Here is a 15,323-nt window from a genome sequence, read left to right on the forward strand (position 1 = left end):
GTCGAGTCCAAACTCGCCGTGCTGGCAAAGTACAACCTGAAGGTCTGGGCCATCTCCAACCACCTCAAGGGCCAGGCCGTCTGCGATGACCCCATCGACTTCCGGCACGAAGCGATCGTGGGCGCGAAGGTCTGGGGCGACGGCGATCCCGAAGGCGTCCGCCAACGCGCCGCCGAGGAAATGAAACACACCGCCCGGCTCGCCAARGCACTCGGCGTGGACACCGTCGTCGGATTCACCGGCTCCTCCATCTGGCAGTACGTGGCCATGTTCCCGCCCGTCCCCGCCTCCGTGATCGAGGCCGGCTACCAGGACTTCGCAGACCGCTGGAACCCCATCCTGGACGTCTTCGACGAATGCGGTGTCCGCTTCGCCCACGAAGTCCACCCCTCCGAGATCGCCTACGACTACTGGACCACCGTCCGCACCCTCGAAGCGATCGGCCACCGGCCCGCGTTCGGCCTGAACTGGGACCCCTCGCACTTCATGTGGCAGGGCATCGACCCCGTCTCCTTCATCTGGGACTTCAAGGACCGGATCTACCACGTGGACTGCAAGGACACNAACTGGGACCCCTCGCACTTCATGTGGCAGGGCATCGACCCCGTCTCCTTCATCTGGGACTTCAAGGACCGGATCTACCACGTGGACTGCAAGGACACSAAGCTCCGCCCCACCGGCCGGAACACCGTCATGGGCTCGCACCTGCCGTGGGGCGACCCGCGGCGGGGCTGGGACTTCGTCTCCGCCGGCCGCGGCGACGTYCCCTGGGAATCATCCTTCCGCGCCCTGRCCGCGATCGGCTACACCGGACCCATCTCCGTCGAATGGGAAGACGCCGGCATGGACCGGCTCCACGGCGCACCGGAAGCCCTCGCAGCGCTGAAGAAATTCGACTTCCCCGCCTCCCAGACCAGCTTCGACGCCGCTTTCAGCACGAAGCCCTAGGAAGCGCACGTAGAATCCCTGCATGACCCACACGATCCGAAAGGCAACAGCGGACGACGCCGGCCCGCTCGCCGCCCTGGCGGCCGTCACCTTCCCGCTGGCGTGCCCGCCGTCGTCGTCACCGGAGGACATTGCCGCGCACGTGGCCAACACGCTCAGCGAAAGGCACTTCCGGGAGTACCTGGCGGATCCATATGTCAGCATCCTGGTCATTGACGCCGACGGCGCGCTCCGCGGCTACAGCCTGCTCGTCAACCGACCGGCAGGGGACCCGGATGTGGCATCGGCGCTGAAGGTCCTGCCGTCCATGGAGCTCAGCAAATGCTACGTCCACCCCGAGCATCACGGCCTGGGCGCGGCCGGCGAACTGATGCGCGCCAGCCTCCAGGCTGCGGCAGAAGCGGGCGCGGCCGGAGTATGGCTGGGGGTCAACAGCCAGAACGCCCGGGCCATCCGGTTCTACGAAAAGTCCGGTTTCCGCAAGGTGGGCAGCAAGTCCTTCCGGCTGGGAACCACCGTGGAGCACGACTTCGTCCTGGAGCGAGCCGTCTGACCGATCCAACGCGACACACCCACCGCCAACACCCAGCGCGAAGGGATACTTGAGGCCCCGCGGCTGAGGGCCTCGAGTGTCCGTTCGCACTCAATGGTGACCAATCTGACACCCCTCCGCGGAATGGCCCCGGGGCAGGCGGGGTTGTGGCAAGCATGAAGATTGAGATCTGGTCAGACGTCGCGTGTCCGTGGTGCTACATCGGCAAGCGCCGGTTCGAGGCGGCCCTGGCCGAGTTCCCGCACCGCGACGCTGTGGAGGTGAAGTGGCGCAGCTACCAGCTGGACCCCACCCTCCCGGAGCATTACGACGGCACCGAGCTGGATTACCTGAGCACGCGCAAGGGCATGGCCCCGGCGCAGGTCTCGCAGATGTTTGACCACGTCACCGAGCAGGCCAAGGGCGAGGGCCTGGACTACCGGTTCGACCAGGTGGTGGTGGCGAACAGCTTCACTGCCCACCGCCTGATCCATCTCGCGGCCCAGCACGGACAGCAGGATGCCGCGAAGGAACGCCTGCTGAGCGACCATTTCGAGCACGGCAAGGACATTGGCAGCGCCGACTACCTCACCGCGCTGGGCCAGGAGCTGGGCCTCAACACCGATGAAGTCGCCGAACTCTTCACCACGGACAAATACGCCGACGACGTCCGCTTCGATTTCGAGGAAGCCCGCGCCCTGGGCATCACGGGCGTCCCGTTCTTTGTGATTGACCGCAAGTTTGGCCTCTCGGGTGCCCAGCCTGCCGAAACGTTCACGGCGGCGCTCAACCAGGCCTGGCAGGAGACCAACCCCCTGGTTCTGGTCACCGCCGCGGACGGCAACGACGGCGAGGCCTGCGGCCCCGACGGCTGCGCCGTCTGACCCCGCCCGATCCAACCCGGCCCGCTGAGTTTTTGTCCAGATAATCCACCCAACGGGTTGTGGAGTTGGGCGTTAGGTGGCGGCTTTCTGTTTTCGCTCCGTGTCGCTAGTTCCCGATCACGAGAATGCTTGCTGCTGCTTCGACGACGTCATCGGTGATGGTTTCGAGTTGGTTGATTTTGAGGACGCGGGTGATCTGCGGGAAAAGACGTTCGAGGACCCGGAAGTTGAGGAGTTCTTCTCTGCCGGGGGGGCGCGGTACCGGTGGGAGAAGCGAGCATGTTCAGCATCAGCCGGCCCGTCGAGGTCGCTGGGTCAATACCGTCTGAGATGGATCGGACCTGGACGCCGCTTTCTCTCAGCAGATTCACTGTGTCCAGCACGTCGATTAGGGAACGGCCCAACCGGTCGACCCGCCACACAACGACGGTGTCGTCCTCCTCGGCGTACTCAAGGATCCTCTTCATTCCGGGCCGTTCGATCGCCGTCTTACTTCCCGAGGTCACACCGGCGAAAACGTCGCGCTTCTGCACGCCGGCGGAGACCAGTGCATCGCTGTGGTGAGACGTGTTTCCGGGACATCGGTGAGCCCGGCTTTCTCAGCTGGCCGCTAACGCCTTCCCAGGTCCGGAACAGTGTCTTGAAATGCTTTCCAAGTTCGGGGCCGAACGGCTCGACGCAGGTGGGTGGCAGACGGGCAGTCGGGGCCGCACGTAGGCCCAGCCCTGCCACTGGCGCTCGGAAAGGTGCGCCACTGCTGCTGAAACGGTGCCGATGCCGGCGCTAAGGTCACCTGCTTCCAGCCCCGCAGAGCGCAGGCTGTTCGCCCAGGCAAGAATTTTTACCTCCAGTTGCCGGGCGTAGGTGATGGCGCCTCGTTGGCCGGAGAGTCTGCAGCGAGGAGCCGGACGCCGGGGCCTTGGACCACTACTTCGATGGCCACTCGCGGTTTGAGGGCGGCACGGGCATTGGCTGTGCTGCGGAGGATGCCGGCCAGGGTGTCGGGCTCCAGCGCACCGGATGCATGGAGCAGCAGCCCGGACCGTTCCCTTCTTCTGGCACTATCGGGGTGCTCTCGTTGGCGGGCATTGCGTCTTCCGTTAGTTGCTCAAGGTGGCGAGGGCTCTGCGCAGGCGAGTGCCGGCGTCGTCGGCGATTTCTTTGACTGCCGGCTCAGTGCTGAGCTGGACCATGGTCTGTGGGTCGATGGCCTCGATGGTGGTGGTTCCTGCGTCTATGCTGCGGCGGACGACGACGTTGCAGGGCAGGAGCACGCCGATTTCGGGCTCCGCAGCAAGGGCGCGGCTGGCCAGGGCGGGGTTGCAGGCCCCAAGGATGACGTAGTCGCCGACGGCGTCAGCGGCTTCGGTTCCAAGCTTGGCTTCGAAGGTGGAGCGGAGATTGATCTCGGTAAGGATTCCGAACCCTTGGGCTGCCAGGGCGTCCCGGGTGAGATCCAAGGCTTCGGCCCACGGAAGAGCGATAGTCGTGCTGAGTGTGTACGTCATGGTTCTTCCTGGGCTGAGAGTGGGGTTTTGTCAGGCGAGGGAGAGGAAGAGCTTTTCCAGTTCCTTTCGGTCCATCGTTGCGTCCTTCTGGACGATGCACTGCTCCAGGCCTGTGGCGATGATGGCGAATCCGGCCCGGTCGAGGGCTTTGGACACTGCCGCGAGCTGGGTGACGACGTCCTTGCAGTCCCGGCCTTCTTCAAGCATGCGCGTGACGGCGGCGAGCTGGCCCTGGGCGCGCTTGAGCCGGTTGATTACGGGTGTCAGTTCTGAGGGATTGAGTTCCAAGGGTTACTCCAAAGGTCTGGGGGCTTGGCTCAATCCTATACCCCCTAGGGTGTTTTGCGTACCCCCGGGGGTATCTGTAATACTGGGTGGGGTATTCACCTAACGAACCCTTTCGAGAGGCCCGCACATGACTTCCCCCTCCACGGCTCCAGCCGTTACCGCTCTGGATCCCGAGACCCTGCGCATCTGGATCGCTGAGCACCAGGACCTTGTCGTGATCGACGTGCGCTCCGCCGCCGAATTCGAGTCCATGCATATCCGGGGCTCCTACAACGTCCCGCTGCCGCTGCTGTCAGAGCACACCGATGAACTCGCCGCCCGCTTGGGCTCCCGCGTCGTGCTGGTCTGCCAGTCCGGAGCGCGCGCCGAGCAGGCACGCCAGCGGCTGGGCAAGTCAGGGATCGACAGCGCCTACGTCCTGACCGGCGGGGCGCCCGGCTTCGCTGCCGCCGGCGGCGACGTTGTGAAGGGCAAGGCCCGCTGGGACCTGGAGCGTCAGGTCCGCCTCGCCGCAGGCTCGCTGGTGGTCCTGGGCCTGGCCGGCGGCCGGTTCATCTCGCCAAGGATCCGCTTGCTGGCCGGCGCCATTGGCGCAGGCCTCACGTTCTCCGCAGCCACCAACACCTGTGCCATGGGCCAGGCCCTCTCGGCCATGCCGTGGAACAAAGCCACCAAGGAACCCACCCGCGAAAGCGTCATCCTGCAGTTGCCCGCGCCGGCACCTGAAGAGGACCTCGCGGCATGATTCCGGCCCTGGGTTTTGGGCTCATCGTCGGGATCGTCCTGGGCGTAGTAGGCGGCGGCGGGTCGATCATCGCCGTTCCGGCCCTTGTGTACGGAGTGGGCATGAGCCCGGCCCAGGCCATCCCCACCTCTCTACTGGTGGTGGGTGTGTCCTCGCTGGCCGCCCTGTTGCCCCGGGTCCGGGAGGGCCTGAACTGGCCAGTAATCGCACTGGTCGGGGCTGCTGGGATCCCGGCCGCGTGGGGCGGTGCAGCCCTAGGCCGGCTGCTGGACCCGAACATCCTGATGCTTGCCTTCGCCGTGATCATGATGGCCGCGGGAATCCGGATGTTCCGGAAGCCGCGGGAATCCGAAGGGTCCTGCAGCGCGGGGCCAGGCCGGGCCTTCCGATCCTGCGCCCCGAAGGCCGTAGGAGTAGGGCTGCTCGTGGGCTTCCTCACCGGACTGCTCGGGGTTGGCGGAGGCTTCCTCATCACCCCCGCACTGACCATCTTCCTGGGTCTGCGCATGAAGCAGGCCGTCGGAACGTCCCTGGCGATAATTGTCATCAACTCCGCCGCTGGATTCAGTGCCCATGCCGCCGGGTACATCATCGACTGGGCAACCACCCTGGCGTTCGCGGTCCCGGCCATCCTGGGTTCCCTCGTCGCCGCCCGGCTGGCCCGCCGCCTGAAGGACTCGCACATCCGCATCTCATTCGCGGTACTCATCTTCGCCGTCGCGGCGTGGGTCGCCGCTGGCACCGTCACCGCCTGACCGCACTAAACAGGAGAACACCATGGGATTGATAGATTCCCTCAAAAAGGCCTTCAGTAAGCCCTATAAGACCATCAGTGTCGCCCAGGCCAAAGAACTCCTGGGCTCTGGCGCCACCCTGATCGATGTCCGATCGGCGCAGGAATGGCGCACCGGCCGCGCCCCGCAGGCCAAACACGTTCCCTTGGACCGGCTACAGACCAGCGCCGCCGGGATCCAGAAAACCCGGCCCGTCATCGCCGTGTGCGCCTCCGGGGTACGGTCCGCTGCCGCGGCCCGGCTGCTCGCCGCGAAAGGCTACGACGCCTACTCGCTGCGCGGCGGCATGGCGGCCTGGCGCCAGGCCGGCGAACCCGTCCGCTAACAACAGCCCGCACTATTTCGAAGGAGAATCCAATGGCTGAAATCACCATCACCGAAGCCGAGCAGCGCCGCTCCACCGCCCGCATCCTCGATGTCCGCGAGGACTTCGAAGTCGAGGAAGGCATCGTCCCCGGCGCCCTGCACATCCCCATGGGGCAGCTCCAGGCGCGCCTGTCCGAACTGGACCCTGCAGTCCCCGTCATTGCGGTCTGCCGCAGCGGCAACCGGTCCGCCCGCGTCGCCGAGGCCCTCAACGGAGCCGGCTTTTCCGCGGACACCATGGCCGGCGGCATGATCGCCTGGACCCGCGCCGGCCTCCCCATCACTTGACCCCTGCAGTCCCGGCTCCAACCACTCAAGACAACGCCCGAAAGGACACGAAAGACGATGGCAATCATCGACGTCACCGAACAGAGCTTCACCGAGACCCTGGAGAGCAACGAGATCGTCTTCGTTGACTTCTGGGCAGCATGGTGCGGCCCCTGCCGCATGTTCGCCCCCACCTACGGGAACGCAGCAGAACGGCATCCGGACATCACCTTCGCCAAGGTGGACACCGAAGCAGAGCATGCCCTCGCCGCAGCGGCGAACATCACCTCCATCCCCACGCTGATGGCGTTCAAGGACAACAAACTGGTCTTCTCCCAGCCCGGAGCCCTCAACGCCACCAGCCTGGAAGAAGTGATCCAGGCGGTAAAGAACCTGGACATGGACAAGCTCCGGGCAGACGCAGCCCAGCAATAGGCCTAGCACAGGCAGGGACTTCCCTGCGCACACCCCTCTTCGCTAGATACCCCCAGGGGTATTATTCTTGATACCAGATCACACCGCAGATTTCTCCACCCCTTACTTGAAGGAGAGCACCAGATGCTTATCGAGCGCATTTACGATGAAGACCTCGCCCAGGCCAGCTACCTGATTGGCTGCCAGGCCAAGGGTGAAGCCATTGTTGTCGACGGCCGCCGCGACATCGCGGTGTACCAGGATCTCGCCGAGAAGAACGGCATGAAGATCGTGGCCGTCACCGAGACCCACATCCACGCCGACTACCTTTCCGGCACCCGTGAACTTGCCGCCGCTACCCGCGCGAAGATCTATGTCTCCGGCGAGGGCGGACCGGACTGGCAGTACGCATTCGACGGCGAACGCCTCTACGACGGCGACAAGATCACCCTGGGCAATATCAGCATCCAGGCCGTGCACACCCCGGGTCACACGCCGGAGCACCTGTCCTTCCTGGTCACCGACGGCGCGTTCAGCGACCAGCCCGGCTACCTGCTCTCCGGGGACTTTGTCTTCTCCGGGGACCTGGGCCGCCCGGACCTGCTTGATGAGGCGGCCGGCGGCATCGACACCCGCTTCAAGGGGGCCAGGCAGCTCTTCGCCAGCCTGCGGGACAAGTTCCTGACCCTGCCGGACTACGTCCAGGTCCACCCGGCCCACGGTGCCGGCAGTGCCTGCGGCAAGGCACTGGGCGCGATTCCCTCCTCCACGGTCGGCTACGAGCGCCTCTACGCCTGGTGGGGCCCGTACCTGGCCGCGAACGACGAGCAGGGCTTCATTGACGAACTCCTCGATGGCCAGCCCGACGCCCACGCCTACTTCGGCCGGATGAAGCGGGAAAACCGTGAAGGTCCTGCCGTGATGGGCGACCGTACGCCCCTCACGGAGCTGGACACCGCCGACGTCGCAAAGGACCTGGCAGCGGACAAGGTCACGTTAATCGACACCCGCCCCAACGCTGAGGTCCACGAAGGGACGGTTGCCTGTTCCTTGAACGTCCCCGCCGGGAAGTCAGTTGCCAGCTACGGCGCCTGGGTGGTGAACCCTGCGACAGACAAGAACCCGCTGGTGCTGCTGGCATCCGACCAGGAACAGGCCCAGGACATGTGGGACCACCTGGTCCGCGTCGGCATCGACAACGTCGCCGGCTACGTCACCAGCATCGACGGACTGCCCACGACCACCCCGAAGTTGATCCAGCCCGAGGAACTCGACGGCTTCGACGCTGCCATGGTGCTGGATGTCCGCAACAGGACCGAGCACACCGCCGGGCACATCCCCGGCTCCCACCAGCTCAGCGGCGGCCGCGTCATGTGGCACCTCGACGAACTGCCCACCGAGGGCACCATCGTGACCTACTGCCAGTCCGGTGTTCGGAACTCCGTTGCCGCCAGCGCGCTGCGCCGGGCCGGGTACGACGTCGTCGAACTTGACGGCAGCTACGCAGCCTGGACCATGTGGCAGCAGACGCGGCAGAACGCCGTCGCAGCGAAATAACCCCTAAACCGCCCGGGCAGGCCCCCGCCTGCCCGGGCACCTTTATGAGCCCACCATGAACGGAGCAACCCAAAATGCCGGGCACCACACTCCCGCGCCATAACCCAGGTTCCACGGGAGCCGTGCTGGGTCTTCGGCAAAACCTGGCGCAGTTCATGCTGCTCGTGGCAGTTAACGCCCTGGTGGGCGGGACACTCGGGCAGGAGCGCACTGTCCTGCCCCTGCTCGCTTCCCAGACATTCCAGCTGGACCTGTACACAAGCGCGCTGACTTATATTCTCGCCTTCGGCCTTTCCAAGGCCGCGACGAACTACTTCGCCGGAACGCTCTCAGACCGGTATGGCCGCAAACCCGTCCTCGTCGCAGGATGGCTTGTAGCGATCCCCGTACCGATCATGCTCATCTTCGGGCCGTCCTGGGGATGGATTGTCGCGGCGAATGTGTTCCTGGGCATCAGCCAAGGCCTGACCTGGTCCACGGCAGTGATCATGAAAATGGACCTTGTCGGACCGAAGCAACGCGGCCTCGCCATGGGCCTGAACGAGGCGGCAGGCTACCTCGGGGTCGCCGTCACTTCCCTGGCCACCGGATACATTGCCTCCGCATATGGCCTCCGCCCCGGCCCCTTCCTCCTCGGAGCCGCATACATCGCCCTCGGTTTAAGCCTGTCTGTCCTGACTGTGCGCGAAACCCACCACCACGCCAGGACCGAGGCCTCCCAGTACGTCAGCACACACGGCAGTGTGCACGCCGGCCTCACGGCCGGCCAGGTTTTCGCACTCACAAGCTTCAAGGACCGGTCACTCTCCGCAGTCAGCCAGGCGGGTCTGGTTAACAACCTCAACGATGGCCTCGCCTGGGGCCTATTCCCGGTCTTGTTCGTCAGCTCCGGGCTAAGCCTGAACCAGGTAGGCATCCTGGCCGCCGTCTACCCCGCGGTCTGGGGCGCCGGGCAACTTTTCACGGGGGCCGCCTCAGACCGGTGGGGCCGCAAATGGCTCATCGTGGCCGGCATGCTGGTCCAGGCCGCGGGACTCGCGATAGTCGCCACAGCCCACAGCTTCGGACCCTGGCTCGTCGCCGCTGTCCTCCTGGGACTCGGAACGGCCATGGTGTACCCCGCCCTCCTGGCTGCAATCGGAGACGTCTCACACCCCACCTGGCGGGCACGCTCCGTCGGGGTTTACCGGCTCTGGCGTGACGGTGGTTTCGCCGTAGGGGCGCTCCTTGCCGGACTCCTCGCGGACCTGTATGGGATTCCCGCAGCCATCGCCACAGTCGCCGCTCTCACTGCCGTCTCCGGCTTAGTGGTCGCCGTTCGAATGCGCGGCAACGACCACACAACGGGGTAGAAACTGGCCGTTTGCCTGACACGGCAGCCCACGTGATCCTGGAGGAACGGACAGCCTTCAGAAGACGCAGTTCATCGGCAAATCGCGGCACATACCGACAACAACAAGACGCCGCCACGCACCGCCAAAACCCACAAGGGGGTGCTGCAACTGTGACCGCTAGAACTCGCCACGGCCACCAAAAACGAGATTATCTGGACAAAAACTCCGGGTTTACTGACACATCGCGGTAATGTGTCTGCATGCCCAGGATTTCGGCGGCCACCAACGCCGCGCAACGCGCCGAGACGCAACGCCGGGTCCTGACCGCGTTCGGGGAGCTCCTGTTCACCCACGGCCTGCCCGGACTGACTATGACTGACGTCGCCCGGCACGCCGGGGTGGGGCGGACCGCGGTGTACAACTACTACGCCGACATCGAAGAACTGCTGATCTCCTACGCCCTGGACGAGACCGAGCGCTTCCTCGCCGAACTCCGGGACTCACTGAGCGCGCTCGATAACCCCGTCGAACGGCTGGCCCTGTACGTGCGCACCCAGGTGGAGGACCTCAGCCGCCGCCATCTCCCGCCCGGACCGGCGATGGCGGCGGTGCTGTCGCCGTCGTCCTTTGCGAAACTGGCCGACCACGTGGGTGAACTCAGCGTCCTGCTGCAGGGCATCCTCCGGGACGGCATGGCGCAGGGGTACCTGCCGCAAGCGGACATTGGCCAGCAGGCGCAGCTCATCCACGGCACCCTCTCCTCCAGCGCCGCACGCGGCAGCAACGAGCCCGCCGAACTTGAGGCCCGGATCGCCCGGACCGTGCGGTTCATCCAGCTGGGCGCCGGCGCAAGGTTCGACGACGACGGCGCACCCCTGCGCGTCAGCTAGGGGCGTGGGTGCCTAGGGACTGGGGAGCCTAGGGTCTGGGTGCCGGGCCTAGGGTGTGGCGCCAGCCGTCGGAATCACCGGCCACTTGGCATCGTCAGCGATCCGCCGGCTTTCACGCGGGCAGCTGAGCGTCCCTGGCGTCTGGTCCACACGGTCCGCGGCGGCCAGCTCTTTGAAATCGCTGGAAAGAATCACGTCAACGCTGGCGTCCGTCCGGCCGTCCTGGAAGTAGTCGGAGCCCGGCAGGTTCCGCTGGACGCTGAAGGCGGCAGACTGCCCGGCAGCCCCGGAAACCACCGCAGCCACGCCGCGGAAGCCGGCCTCCGTGTTGGCCACAGCCCCCACCACGAACTTCCGGACCAGCAACTCATCCGCCACAGAGCGGGCCAGCCCGGGGCGGCTGGTCGAGTTAAACACGTTGAGGTTGATTTTGTCGTTGGGGGTGTAGTCAAAGGTGGCCCCGGGACAGGTGGCCCGGGGCTCGTCGCTGCCCGCCGTCGTCGGAAGCTTCAACTGTCCGTTCATGATGGCCAGCGCAACGATGATGGCGCCGGCAATAAGGCCAAGCAGCAAAACCAGGACCACTCCATGCACCACGCGGCGGCGCACCCGCACGGGATTGTCGGGGTCGCCGGCAGCCTCAAACGTGGCCCGCAGTTCGGGGCCGGTGACAACGTGGTGGCCGTGCAGGACGCTGGCGTCCTTGGGTTTCCTAGCCATCTATGACCAGCACGCGGGCGTGGATGGCGGTCCGCTGGTGCAGCGCTGTCCGGACGGCGCGGTGCAGCCCGTCCTCCAAATACAGGGTTCCCTGGTACTGCACCACGTGGGGGAAGAGGTCACCGAAAAAGGTGGAGTCTTCCGCCAGGAGCGCTTCGAGGTCCAGCGTCCGTTTGGTGGTCACCAGTTCGTCCAGGCGGACAGGGCGCGGCGGCAGCGACGCCCACTGTTTGGGCGTGTTGAAACCATGGTCGGGATACGGGCGTCCCTCGCCCACAGCTTTGAAGATCACCATGCCACCCTAGGCAGCTTGGCGGCCCAAGAGAAGTGTCCGGCCCGCAGCATCCCAAGGTTGTAGCCAAACTGTCACATGCCGTGGACATTGCGCCGCCGGCGCAGGATCAGAGGCCAGTGGCTGACACAATGGAGCCATGACTGCACCCGAATTCCCTGCCAGCACCACGCCCGGCGTCCGCCTGCCGTCCACCCCGCCCCTCGCCCTCCTGCTCGACGTTGACGGACCCGTGGCCAGCCCCGTGACCCGTGATGTGAAACCCGGCATCATTGCCGATCTGGTGGCGCTGGCCACTGCCGGAATTCCGGTCATTTTCAATACCGGCCGCTCCGATACCTTCATCCGGGAGCAGGTCATGGAGCCGATGATCGCCGCCGGCATTCCCGCCGGGACAGTCATCCACGCCATTTGCGAGAAGGGCGCCGTGTGGTTCAGCTACACGGCCGCCGGGCCCGGCCCCATCCACGTTGATCACGAACTGGCCGTGCCCAAGGCCTACGGCGATGACGTCCGCCGGCTCGTGGCCGAGGACTACTCCAGGCACATGTTTTTTGACGAGACGAAACGTGCCATGGTGTCCGTTGAGCAGCACATCGACGTGCCCTCCGCCGACTACCTGGCCGAACAGAAGCTTTTCGACTCCGACGCCATGGACCTCATGACCCGCCACGGCATGGGCGTGGTCCGCCTGGAGCACCACGCACCGAATTCCGACGACGAGGTGGACTACCGCGTCGATCCCACCATTATTTCCACCGATATTGAGTCAGTGCGGCTCGGCAAAGACCTCGGCGCCAGCCGCGCCGTGGAGTTGCTGGCGGCACAGGGCATCACGCCGCTGGCGTGGCGGACGGTGGGTGATTCCCGCACGGACTACGCCATGGCGGACTGGCTCCACCACAATGACCACCCCGTAAAACACGTTGATGTCCGCCCGGCGGACGGCGTTCCGGTCAAGCCCTATGACGTGTTGACCGCCACCGATCTCGGGCTTGGGGAAGATGTCATTCACGACGACGCCGGCGGAGCTTACCTGCGCAGCTGGCGGGAGGCCATGGTCGGCTGAGCCCGTCCCCGGCCGGAAGTCACCTGTTTGAGGCCTGCCATTTTGGGCGTCGCGCTATTATTCAGATAAGAACGCTTACCATTTACACGCGACGGAGACAACCATTACAGAAGCACCTGTCCAGGACGAGATCTACTACGGCGGCCAGGCGTCCGTAGAACCGCGCACACACACGGAGGTGACGTCTCCGGCTGCCGAAGCTCGCCTCAAACACCGGCCGGACGTCGTCCGGCACAAGGGCCGGTATGCCCTGATCAACCACAACCGGACGCCGTACCAGGCCATGGTTGAGGATCTGTTGTTCCTGCGCAATGTGCTCGCGGAGGCCGGGCTGGACTACCTTTTGGTGCGTGGCAACAACGACCGTCCGGTCATCGCCCTGGACTGGAAAGACCGCAAGAAGCTGCGGGCGGCCTTGGTGGAGGCCTGCCGGAACGAGCCCGTGTACTCCATGACCGTGGACGCGAAAAAGAAGTCCTCGGTGCTGGTGGCTGACGGGGATCTCTCACCCAACCGTCAGGCCCGCATCTTCCGCCTCTACCGTCCACGGGTTGAACCCGACGGCGGTTTCGAGTTCGGTTCCTCCGCCGGCGTCCAGATTGAGCTCTGGAGCTTTGAGGGCGATCAGCTGATCCTCCCGATCGAAAACTCCCTGACCCGCCGCACCATGCAGTCCCAGGACGCTGTCCGCGGGACGGTTGAACGGTACGGCCACACCTGGCCCACCATCGAGAACATGTTCGCCGACCATGCCAGCGACATCAGCTTCGACATCGACCTGGTGTTTTCGTGGGTTGACGGCAGCTCTCCCGAATACATCGCGGCCCGCCGTGCCCAGCAGCAGGGTGTGGTTCTCGGCGAAGGCGACGACCACGAAGCCCGCTTCCGGCAGATCAACGAACTCAAATACGCCCTGCGCTCGATCTACATGTTCGCGCCCTGGATCCGCCGCATCTTTATCGCCACAGACTCCCCGGCCCCGGAGTGGCTCGCGGAGCACCCGTCGGTGACCATTGTCCGCAGCGATGAGTTTTTCGCCGATCCCGCAGTGCTGCCCACGCACAACTCGCAGGCGGTGGAATGCCAGCTCCACCACATCGAGGGCCTCTCGGAGCACTTCCTCTACTCGAATGACGACATGTTCTTCGGCCGCTCGGTGGGCCCGGACATGTTCTTCACCCCGGGGGGCGTCACGAAGTTCATCGAGGCCGAGACCCGGATCGGGCTGGGCGACAACGATGCCGAACGCAGTGGCTTCGAGAACGCCGCCCGCGTGAACCGCAAGCTGCTCTGGAACCGGTTCGGTCGGATCACCACGCGGCACCTGGAGCACACCGCCGCCCCGCTGCGGCGCAGCGTTGTGGCCAGGATGGAGCGTGAGTTCCCGGAGGAGTTCCAGAAGACGGCGGCGAGCAGGTTCCGCGCCGCGGACAACATCTCGGTCACCAATTCCTTCTACCACTACTACGCGCTGCTGACAGGCCGTGCGGTCACGCAGACCGCAGCCAAGGTGCGTTACGTGGACACCACCGCCCGCGCCGGGCTGAACTCCCTGCCCAAGCTGCTGGCCAAGCGGAACATGGACTTCTTCTGCCTCAACGACGGCAGCTTCCCCGAAGTCCCCGCGGACGAGCGCGCCGAGATCGTGACCGACTTCCTGGAGAAGTACTACCCCATCAAGGCGCCCTGGGAGCTCTGACGCTCGCAGCCCTGACGCTGGTCGCGCCCACGTCAGGGCTTCCGACCCGCCGGGCTTTGCGCGGCTAGATAGCGTAGTTCGGAAGGGCTACCTTCCTGACGCCTCCTGTTTTGGCGTTGTCAGGGATGCTGACGCCCGCGGCGGCCAGTCGCTCGGCAGTCATTTCCGAGGTGACATGCTCCCCTACGGTGGCCGCGTTCCCCAGCGGAACCACGGAGTGGACAATGGTGTGCTCGTAGACATGCACCAGGTTGAAGGCCTGCCCGCCGTCCCGGCCGCGGGTGCCGCCGACGGCGACGTTGAGGTCCTGGGTATAGCACGTGGCCGAGGCGACGGAGACAGGAATCCCCGCAAAGGTGGCGGTGGTCGAGTAGTGCAGATGCCCAGCCAGAATAGTCCGGACGTCGGAGTTGCGGACCACGGAGGCCAGGCTTGCCTGGTCCCGCAGTTCCACGAGCACGGCAAGGTCCAGGACCGACGGGACCGGCGGATGGTGGAGCGCCAGGATGGTGCCGTCGGGGGCCGGGGTATCCAGTTGGCGGGTGAGCCATCCCAGCTGGGCCGGGCTTAGCTCGCCGTGGTGGTAACCCGGGACCGACGTGTCCATGGTGATGATGCGCAGGCCGTTGATGAAATAGCTGCGGTCCACCGGTGCGTCACTGGCAGGCTCGTCCAGCAGCCCGGTCCGGAAGTTGGCGCGGTTGTCGTGGTTTCCCATGGCCCAGATGACTTGGGCGCCCATGTCTTCGCAGGCGGGATCAACAATTGCCCGGAGCTTTGCGTAGGCTTGAGGGTCGCCTTGGTCGGCGAGGTCACCCGTGAAGATCACGGCCTCGGGCCGGGCGCCGGAAGCCCTGACCTCGTCGAAAAGCTGAATGAGCTTGGCTTCGCTGTCAACTGCGCCGTAAAGGGGATCCGGACCTCCCAACAGGTGGGGGTCGCTCAGGTGGAGAAGGAAGTGGCGTGGCCGGGGGTGTTCGGCCTCGATGTGCTTCATTGCTGCCTCTGTGGTTGGT

The 15,323-nt window shown here is 65.3% G+C and carries 18 protein-coding genes and 3 pseudogenes; 14 read left to right on the top strand and 7 right to left on the bottom strand.

Annotation, left to right across the window (positions count from 1 at the left end; genetic code table 11):
- From ASG77_RS22715 to ASG77_RS18825, 4 genes and pseudogenes are all read left to right on the top strand, one after another.
- Window positions 1-563, top strand: a 563-nt coding sequence (locus ASG77_RS22715; RefSeq protein WP_442854255.1) for a sugar phosphate isomerase/epimerase family protein, incomplete at both ends; no start/stop codon positions are given.
- Window position 564: 1 nt separating this feature from the next.
- Window positions 565-948, top strand: a pseudogene (locus ASG77_RS22720) (sugar phosphate isomerase/epimerase family protein); the annotation flags it as partial.
- 22 nt (window positions 949-970) lie between these two features.
- Window positions 971-1,501: a GNAT family N-acetyltransferase gene (locus ASG77_RS18820; protein ID WP_056348502.1), complete on the top strand. Its 531-nt coding sequence runs from the start codon at window positions 971-973 to the stop codon at window positions 1,499-1,501.
- Window positions 1,502-1,656: 155 nt separating this feature from the next.
- Entirely contained in the window at window positions 1,657-2,364 is a 708-nt protein-coding gene (locus tag ASG77_RS18825; RefSeq protein WP_056348994.1) for a DsbA family oxidoreductase, read from the top strand.
- A gap of 106 nt (window positions 2,365-2,470) precedes the next feature.
- On the opposite strand, the pseudogene ASG77_RS22725 reads toward ASG77_RS18825, so the two are convergent.
- The 4 genes and pseudogenes from ASG77_RS22725 to ASG77_RS18835 all read right to left on the bottom strand — a co-directional run.
- Window positions 2,471-2,593, bottom strand: a pseudogene (locus ASG77_RS22725) (AAA family ATPase); the annotation flags it as partial.
- A 40-nt stretch (window positions 2,594-2,633) separates the two neighbouring features.
- Window positions 2,634-2,912 (bottom strand): annotated as a pseudogene (locus tag ASG77_RS21540) (recombinase family protein); the annotation flags it as partial.
- 552 nt (window positions 2,913-3,464) lie between these two features.
- Window positions 3,465-3,872: a DUF302 domain-containing protein gene (locus tag ASG77_RS18830; RefSeq protein WP_056348504.1), complete on the bottom strand. Its 408-nt coding sequence runs from the start codon at window positions 3,870-3,872 to the stop codon at window positions 3,465-3,467.
- 30 nt (window positions 3,873-3,902) lie between these two features.
- Complete coding sequence (locus tag ASG77_RS18835; RefSeq protein WP_056348507.1) at window positions 3,903-4,160, bottom strand: metal-sensitive transcriptional regulator; 258 nt, start codon at window positions 4,158-4,160, stop codon at window positions 3,903-3,905.
- A gap of 127 nt (window positions 4,161-4,287) precedes the next feature.
- Here ASG77_RS18835 and ASG77_RS18840 point away from each other — a divergent pair, with 127 nt between their 5' ends.
- The 8 genes from ASG77_RS18840 to ASG77_RS18875 all read left to right on the top strand — a co-directional run bounded on the left by ASG77_RS18840 (window position 4,288) and on the right by ASG77_RS18875 (window position 10,527).
- Window positions 4,288-4,905 carry a rhodanese-like domain-containing protein gene (locus tag ASG77_RS18840; RefSeq protein WP_056348510.1) on the top strand — a complete coding sequence of 206 codons (618 nt, stop codon included), beginning with the start codon at window positions 4,288-4,290 and terminating at the stop codon, window positions 4,903-4,905.
- Complete coding sequence (locus ASG77_RS18845) at window positions 4,902-5,660, top strand: sulfite exporter TauE/SafE family protein (RefSeq protein WP_056348513.1); 759 nt, start codon at window positions 4,902-4,904, stop codon at window positions 5,658-5,660. Before ASG77_RS18840 ends, ASG77_RS18845 begins: the two co-directional genes overlap by 4 nt.
- 22 nt (window positions 5,661-5,682) lie before the next feature.
- Window positions 5,683-6,024: a rhodanese-like domain-containing protein gene (locus ASG77_RS18850; protein ID WP_056348515.1), complete on the top strand. Its 342-nt coding sequence runs from the start codon at window positions 5,683-5,685 to the stop codon at window positions 6,022-6,024.
- Between the two features lie 32 nt (window positions 6,025-6,056).
- Entirely contained in the window at window positions 6,057-6,353 is a 297-nt protein-coding gene (locus ASG77_RS18855; RefSeq protein WP_056348517.1) for a rhodanese-like domain-containing protein, read from the top strand.
- A 57-nt stretch (window positions 6,354-6,410) separates the two neighbouring features.
- Window positions 6,411-6,767 (top strand): thioredoxin, encoded by a 357-nt coding sequence (gene trxA, locus ASG77_RS18860; protein ID WP_056348521.1) that lies wholly within the window; start codon window positions 6,411-6,413, stop codon window positions 6,765-6,767.
- Between the two features lie 123 nt (window positions 6,768-6,890).
- The gene (locus ASG77_RS18865; RefSeq protein WP_056348524.1) at window positions 6,891-8,303 is read left to right on the top strand and encodes an MBL fold metallo-hydrolase; all 1,413 of its coding nucleotides are present in this window, start codon (window positions 6,891-6,893) and stop codon (window positions 8,301-8,303) included.
- A gap of 74 nt (window positions 8,304-8,377) precedes the next feature.
- Window positions 8,378-9,655 (top strand): MFS transporter, encoded by a 1,278-nt coding sequence (locus ASG77_RS18870; RefSeq protein ID WP_056348527.1) that lies wholly within the window; start codon window positions 8,378-8,380, stop codon window positions 9,653-9,655.
- 242 nt (window positions 9,656-9,897) lie between these two features.
- Window positions 9,898-10,527, top strand: a complete 630-nt coding sequence (locus tag ASG77_RS18875; RefSeq protein ID WP_056348530.1) for a TetR/AcrR family transcriptional regulator — start codon at window positions 9,898-9,900, stop codon at window positions 10,525-10,527.
- A gap of 48 nt (window positions 10,528-10,575) precedes the next feature.
- Here the strand turns inward: ASG77_RS18875 and ASG77_RS18880 are convergent, their stop codons facing one another.
- Together ASG77_RS18880 and ASG77_RS18885 are read right to left on the bottom strand one after the other, a co-directional pair.
- Window positions 10,576-11,247 carry a LytR C-terminal domain-containing protein gene (locus tag ASG77_RS18880; RefSeq protein WP_056348533.1) on the bottom strand — a complete coding sequence of 224 codons (672 nt, stop codon included), beginning with the start codon at window positions 11,245-11,247 and terminating at the stop codon, window positions 10,576-10,578.
- Window positions 11,240-11,539, bottom strand: coding sequence for a type II toxin-antitoxin system VapB family antitoxin (locus tag ASG77_RS18885; protein ID WP_058930154.1), 300 nt, complete (start codon window positions 11,537-11,539; stop codon window positions 11,240-11,242). Before ASG77_RS18885 ends, ASG77_RS18880 begins: the two co-directional genes overlap by 8 nt.
- A 139-nt stretch (window positions 11,540-11,678) precedes the next feature.
- Between ASG77_RS18885 and ASG77_RS18890 the strand changes: the two genes are divergently transcribed.
- Window positions 11,679-12,608, top strand: a complete 930-nt coding sequence (locus tag ASG77_RS18890) for a hypothetical protein (protein ID WP_056348540.1) — start codon at window positions 11,679-11,681, stop codon at window positions 12,606-12,608.
- Between the two features lie 283 nt (window positions 12,609-12,891).
- Window positions 12,892-14,307, top strand: a complete 1,416-nt coding sequence (locus ASG77_RS18895; protein WP_056348996.1) for a stealth family protein — start codon at window positions 12,892-12,894, stop codon at window positions 14,305-14,307.
- Between the two features lie 64 nt (window positions 14,308-14,371).
- On the opposite strand, the gene ASG77_RS18900 is transcribed toward ASG77_RS18895, so the two are convergent.
- Window positions 14,372-15,304, bottom strand: coding sequence for a phosphodiesterase (locus ASG77_RS18900; RefSeq protein ID WP_056348544.1), 933 nt, complete (start codon window positions 15,302-15,304; stop codon window positions 14,372-14,374).
- Window positions 15,305-15,323 lie beyond the last annotated feature (19 nt).

This window comes from Arthrobacter sp. Soil762 (assembly GCF_001428335.1).
Taxonomy (GTDB): domain Bacteria; phylum Actinomycetota; class Actinomycetes; order Actinomycetales; family Micrococcaceae; genus Arthrobacter.

Excerpts from the sequence above, each read along its gene's own strand:
- ASG77_RS18825 (WP_056348994.1), top strand. The coding sequence starts at position 1,657 with ATGAAGATTGAGATCTGGTCAGACGTCGCGTGTCCGTGGTGCTACATC.
- ASG77_RS18850 (WP_056348515.1), top strand. The coding sequence starts at position 5,683 with ATGGGATTGATAGATTCCCTCAAAAAGGCCTTCAGTAAGCCCTATAAG.
- ASG77_RS18870 (WP_056348527.1), top strand. The coding sequence starts at position 8,378 with ATGCCGGGCACCACACTCCCGCGCCATAACCCAGGTTCCACGGGAGCC.
- ASG77_RS18845 (WP_056348513.1), top strand. The coding sequence starts at position 4,902 with ATGATTCCGGCCCTGGGTTTTGGGCTCATCGTCGGGATCGTCCTGGGC.
- ASG77_RS18855 (WP_056348517.1), top strand. The coding sequence starts at position 6,057 with ATGGCTGAAATCACCATCACCGAAGCCGAGCAGCGCCGCTCCACCGCC.
- ASG77_RS18840 (WP_056348510.1), top strand. The coding sequence starts at position 4,288 with ATGACTTCCCCCTCCACGGCTCCAGCCGTTACCGCTCTGGATCCCGAG.
- ASG77_RS18865 (WP_056348524.1), top strand. The coding sequence starts at position 6,891 with ATGCTTATCGAGCGCATTTACGATGAAGACCTCGCCCAGGCCAGCTAC.
- ASG77_RS18875 (WP_056348530.1), top strand. The coding sequence starts at position 9,898 with ATGCCCAGGATTTCGGCGGCCACCAACGCCGCGCAACGCGCCGAGACG.
- ASG77_RS18820 (WP_056348502.1), top strand. The coding sequence starts at position 971 with ATGACCCACACGATCCGAAAGGCAACAGCGGACGACGCCGGCCCGCTC.
- ASG77_RS18890 (WP_056348540.1), top strand. The coding sequence starts at position 11,679 with ATGACTGCACCCGAATTCCCTGCCAGCACCACGCCCGGCGTCCGCCTG.
- ASG77_RS18880 (WP_056348533.1), bottom strand. The coding sequence starts at position 11,247 with ATGGCTAGGAAACCCAAGGACGCCAGCGTCCTGCACGGCCACCACGTT.
- ASG77_RS18895 (WP_056348996.1), top strand. The coding sequence starts at position 12,892 with ATGGTTGAGGATCTGTTGTTCCTGCGCAATGTGCTCGCGGAGGCCGGG.
- ASG77_RS18830 (WP_056348504.1), bottom strand. The coding sequence starts at position 3,872 with ATGACGTACACACTCAGCACGACTATCGCTCTTCCGTGGGCCGAAGCC.
- ASG77_RS18900 (WP_056348544.1), bottom strand. The coding sequence starts at position 15,304 with ATGAAGCACATCGAGGCCGAACACCCCCGGCCACGCCACTTCCTTCTC.
- trxA (WP_056348521.1), top strand. The coding sequence starts at position 6,411 with ATGGCAATCATCGACGTCACCGAACAGAGCTTCACCGAGACCCTGGAG.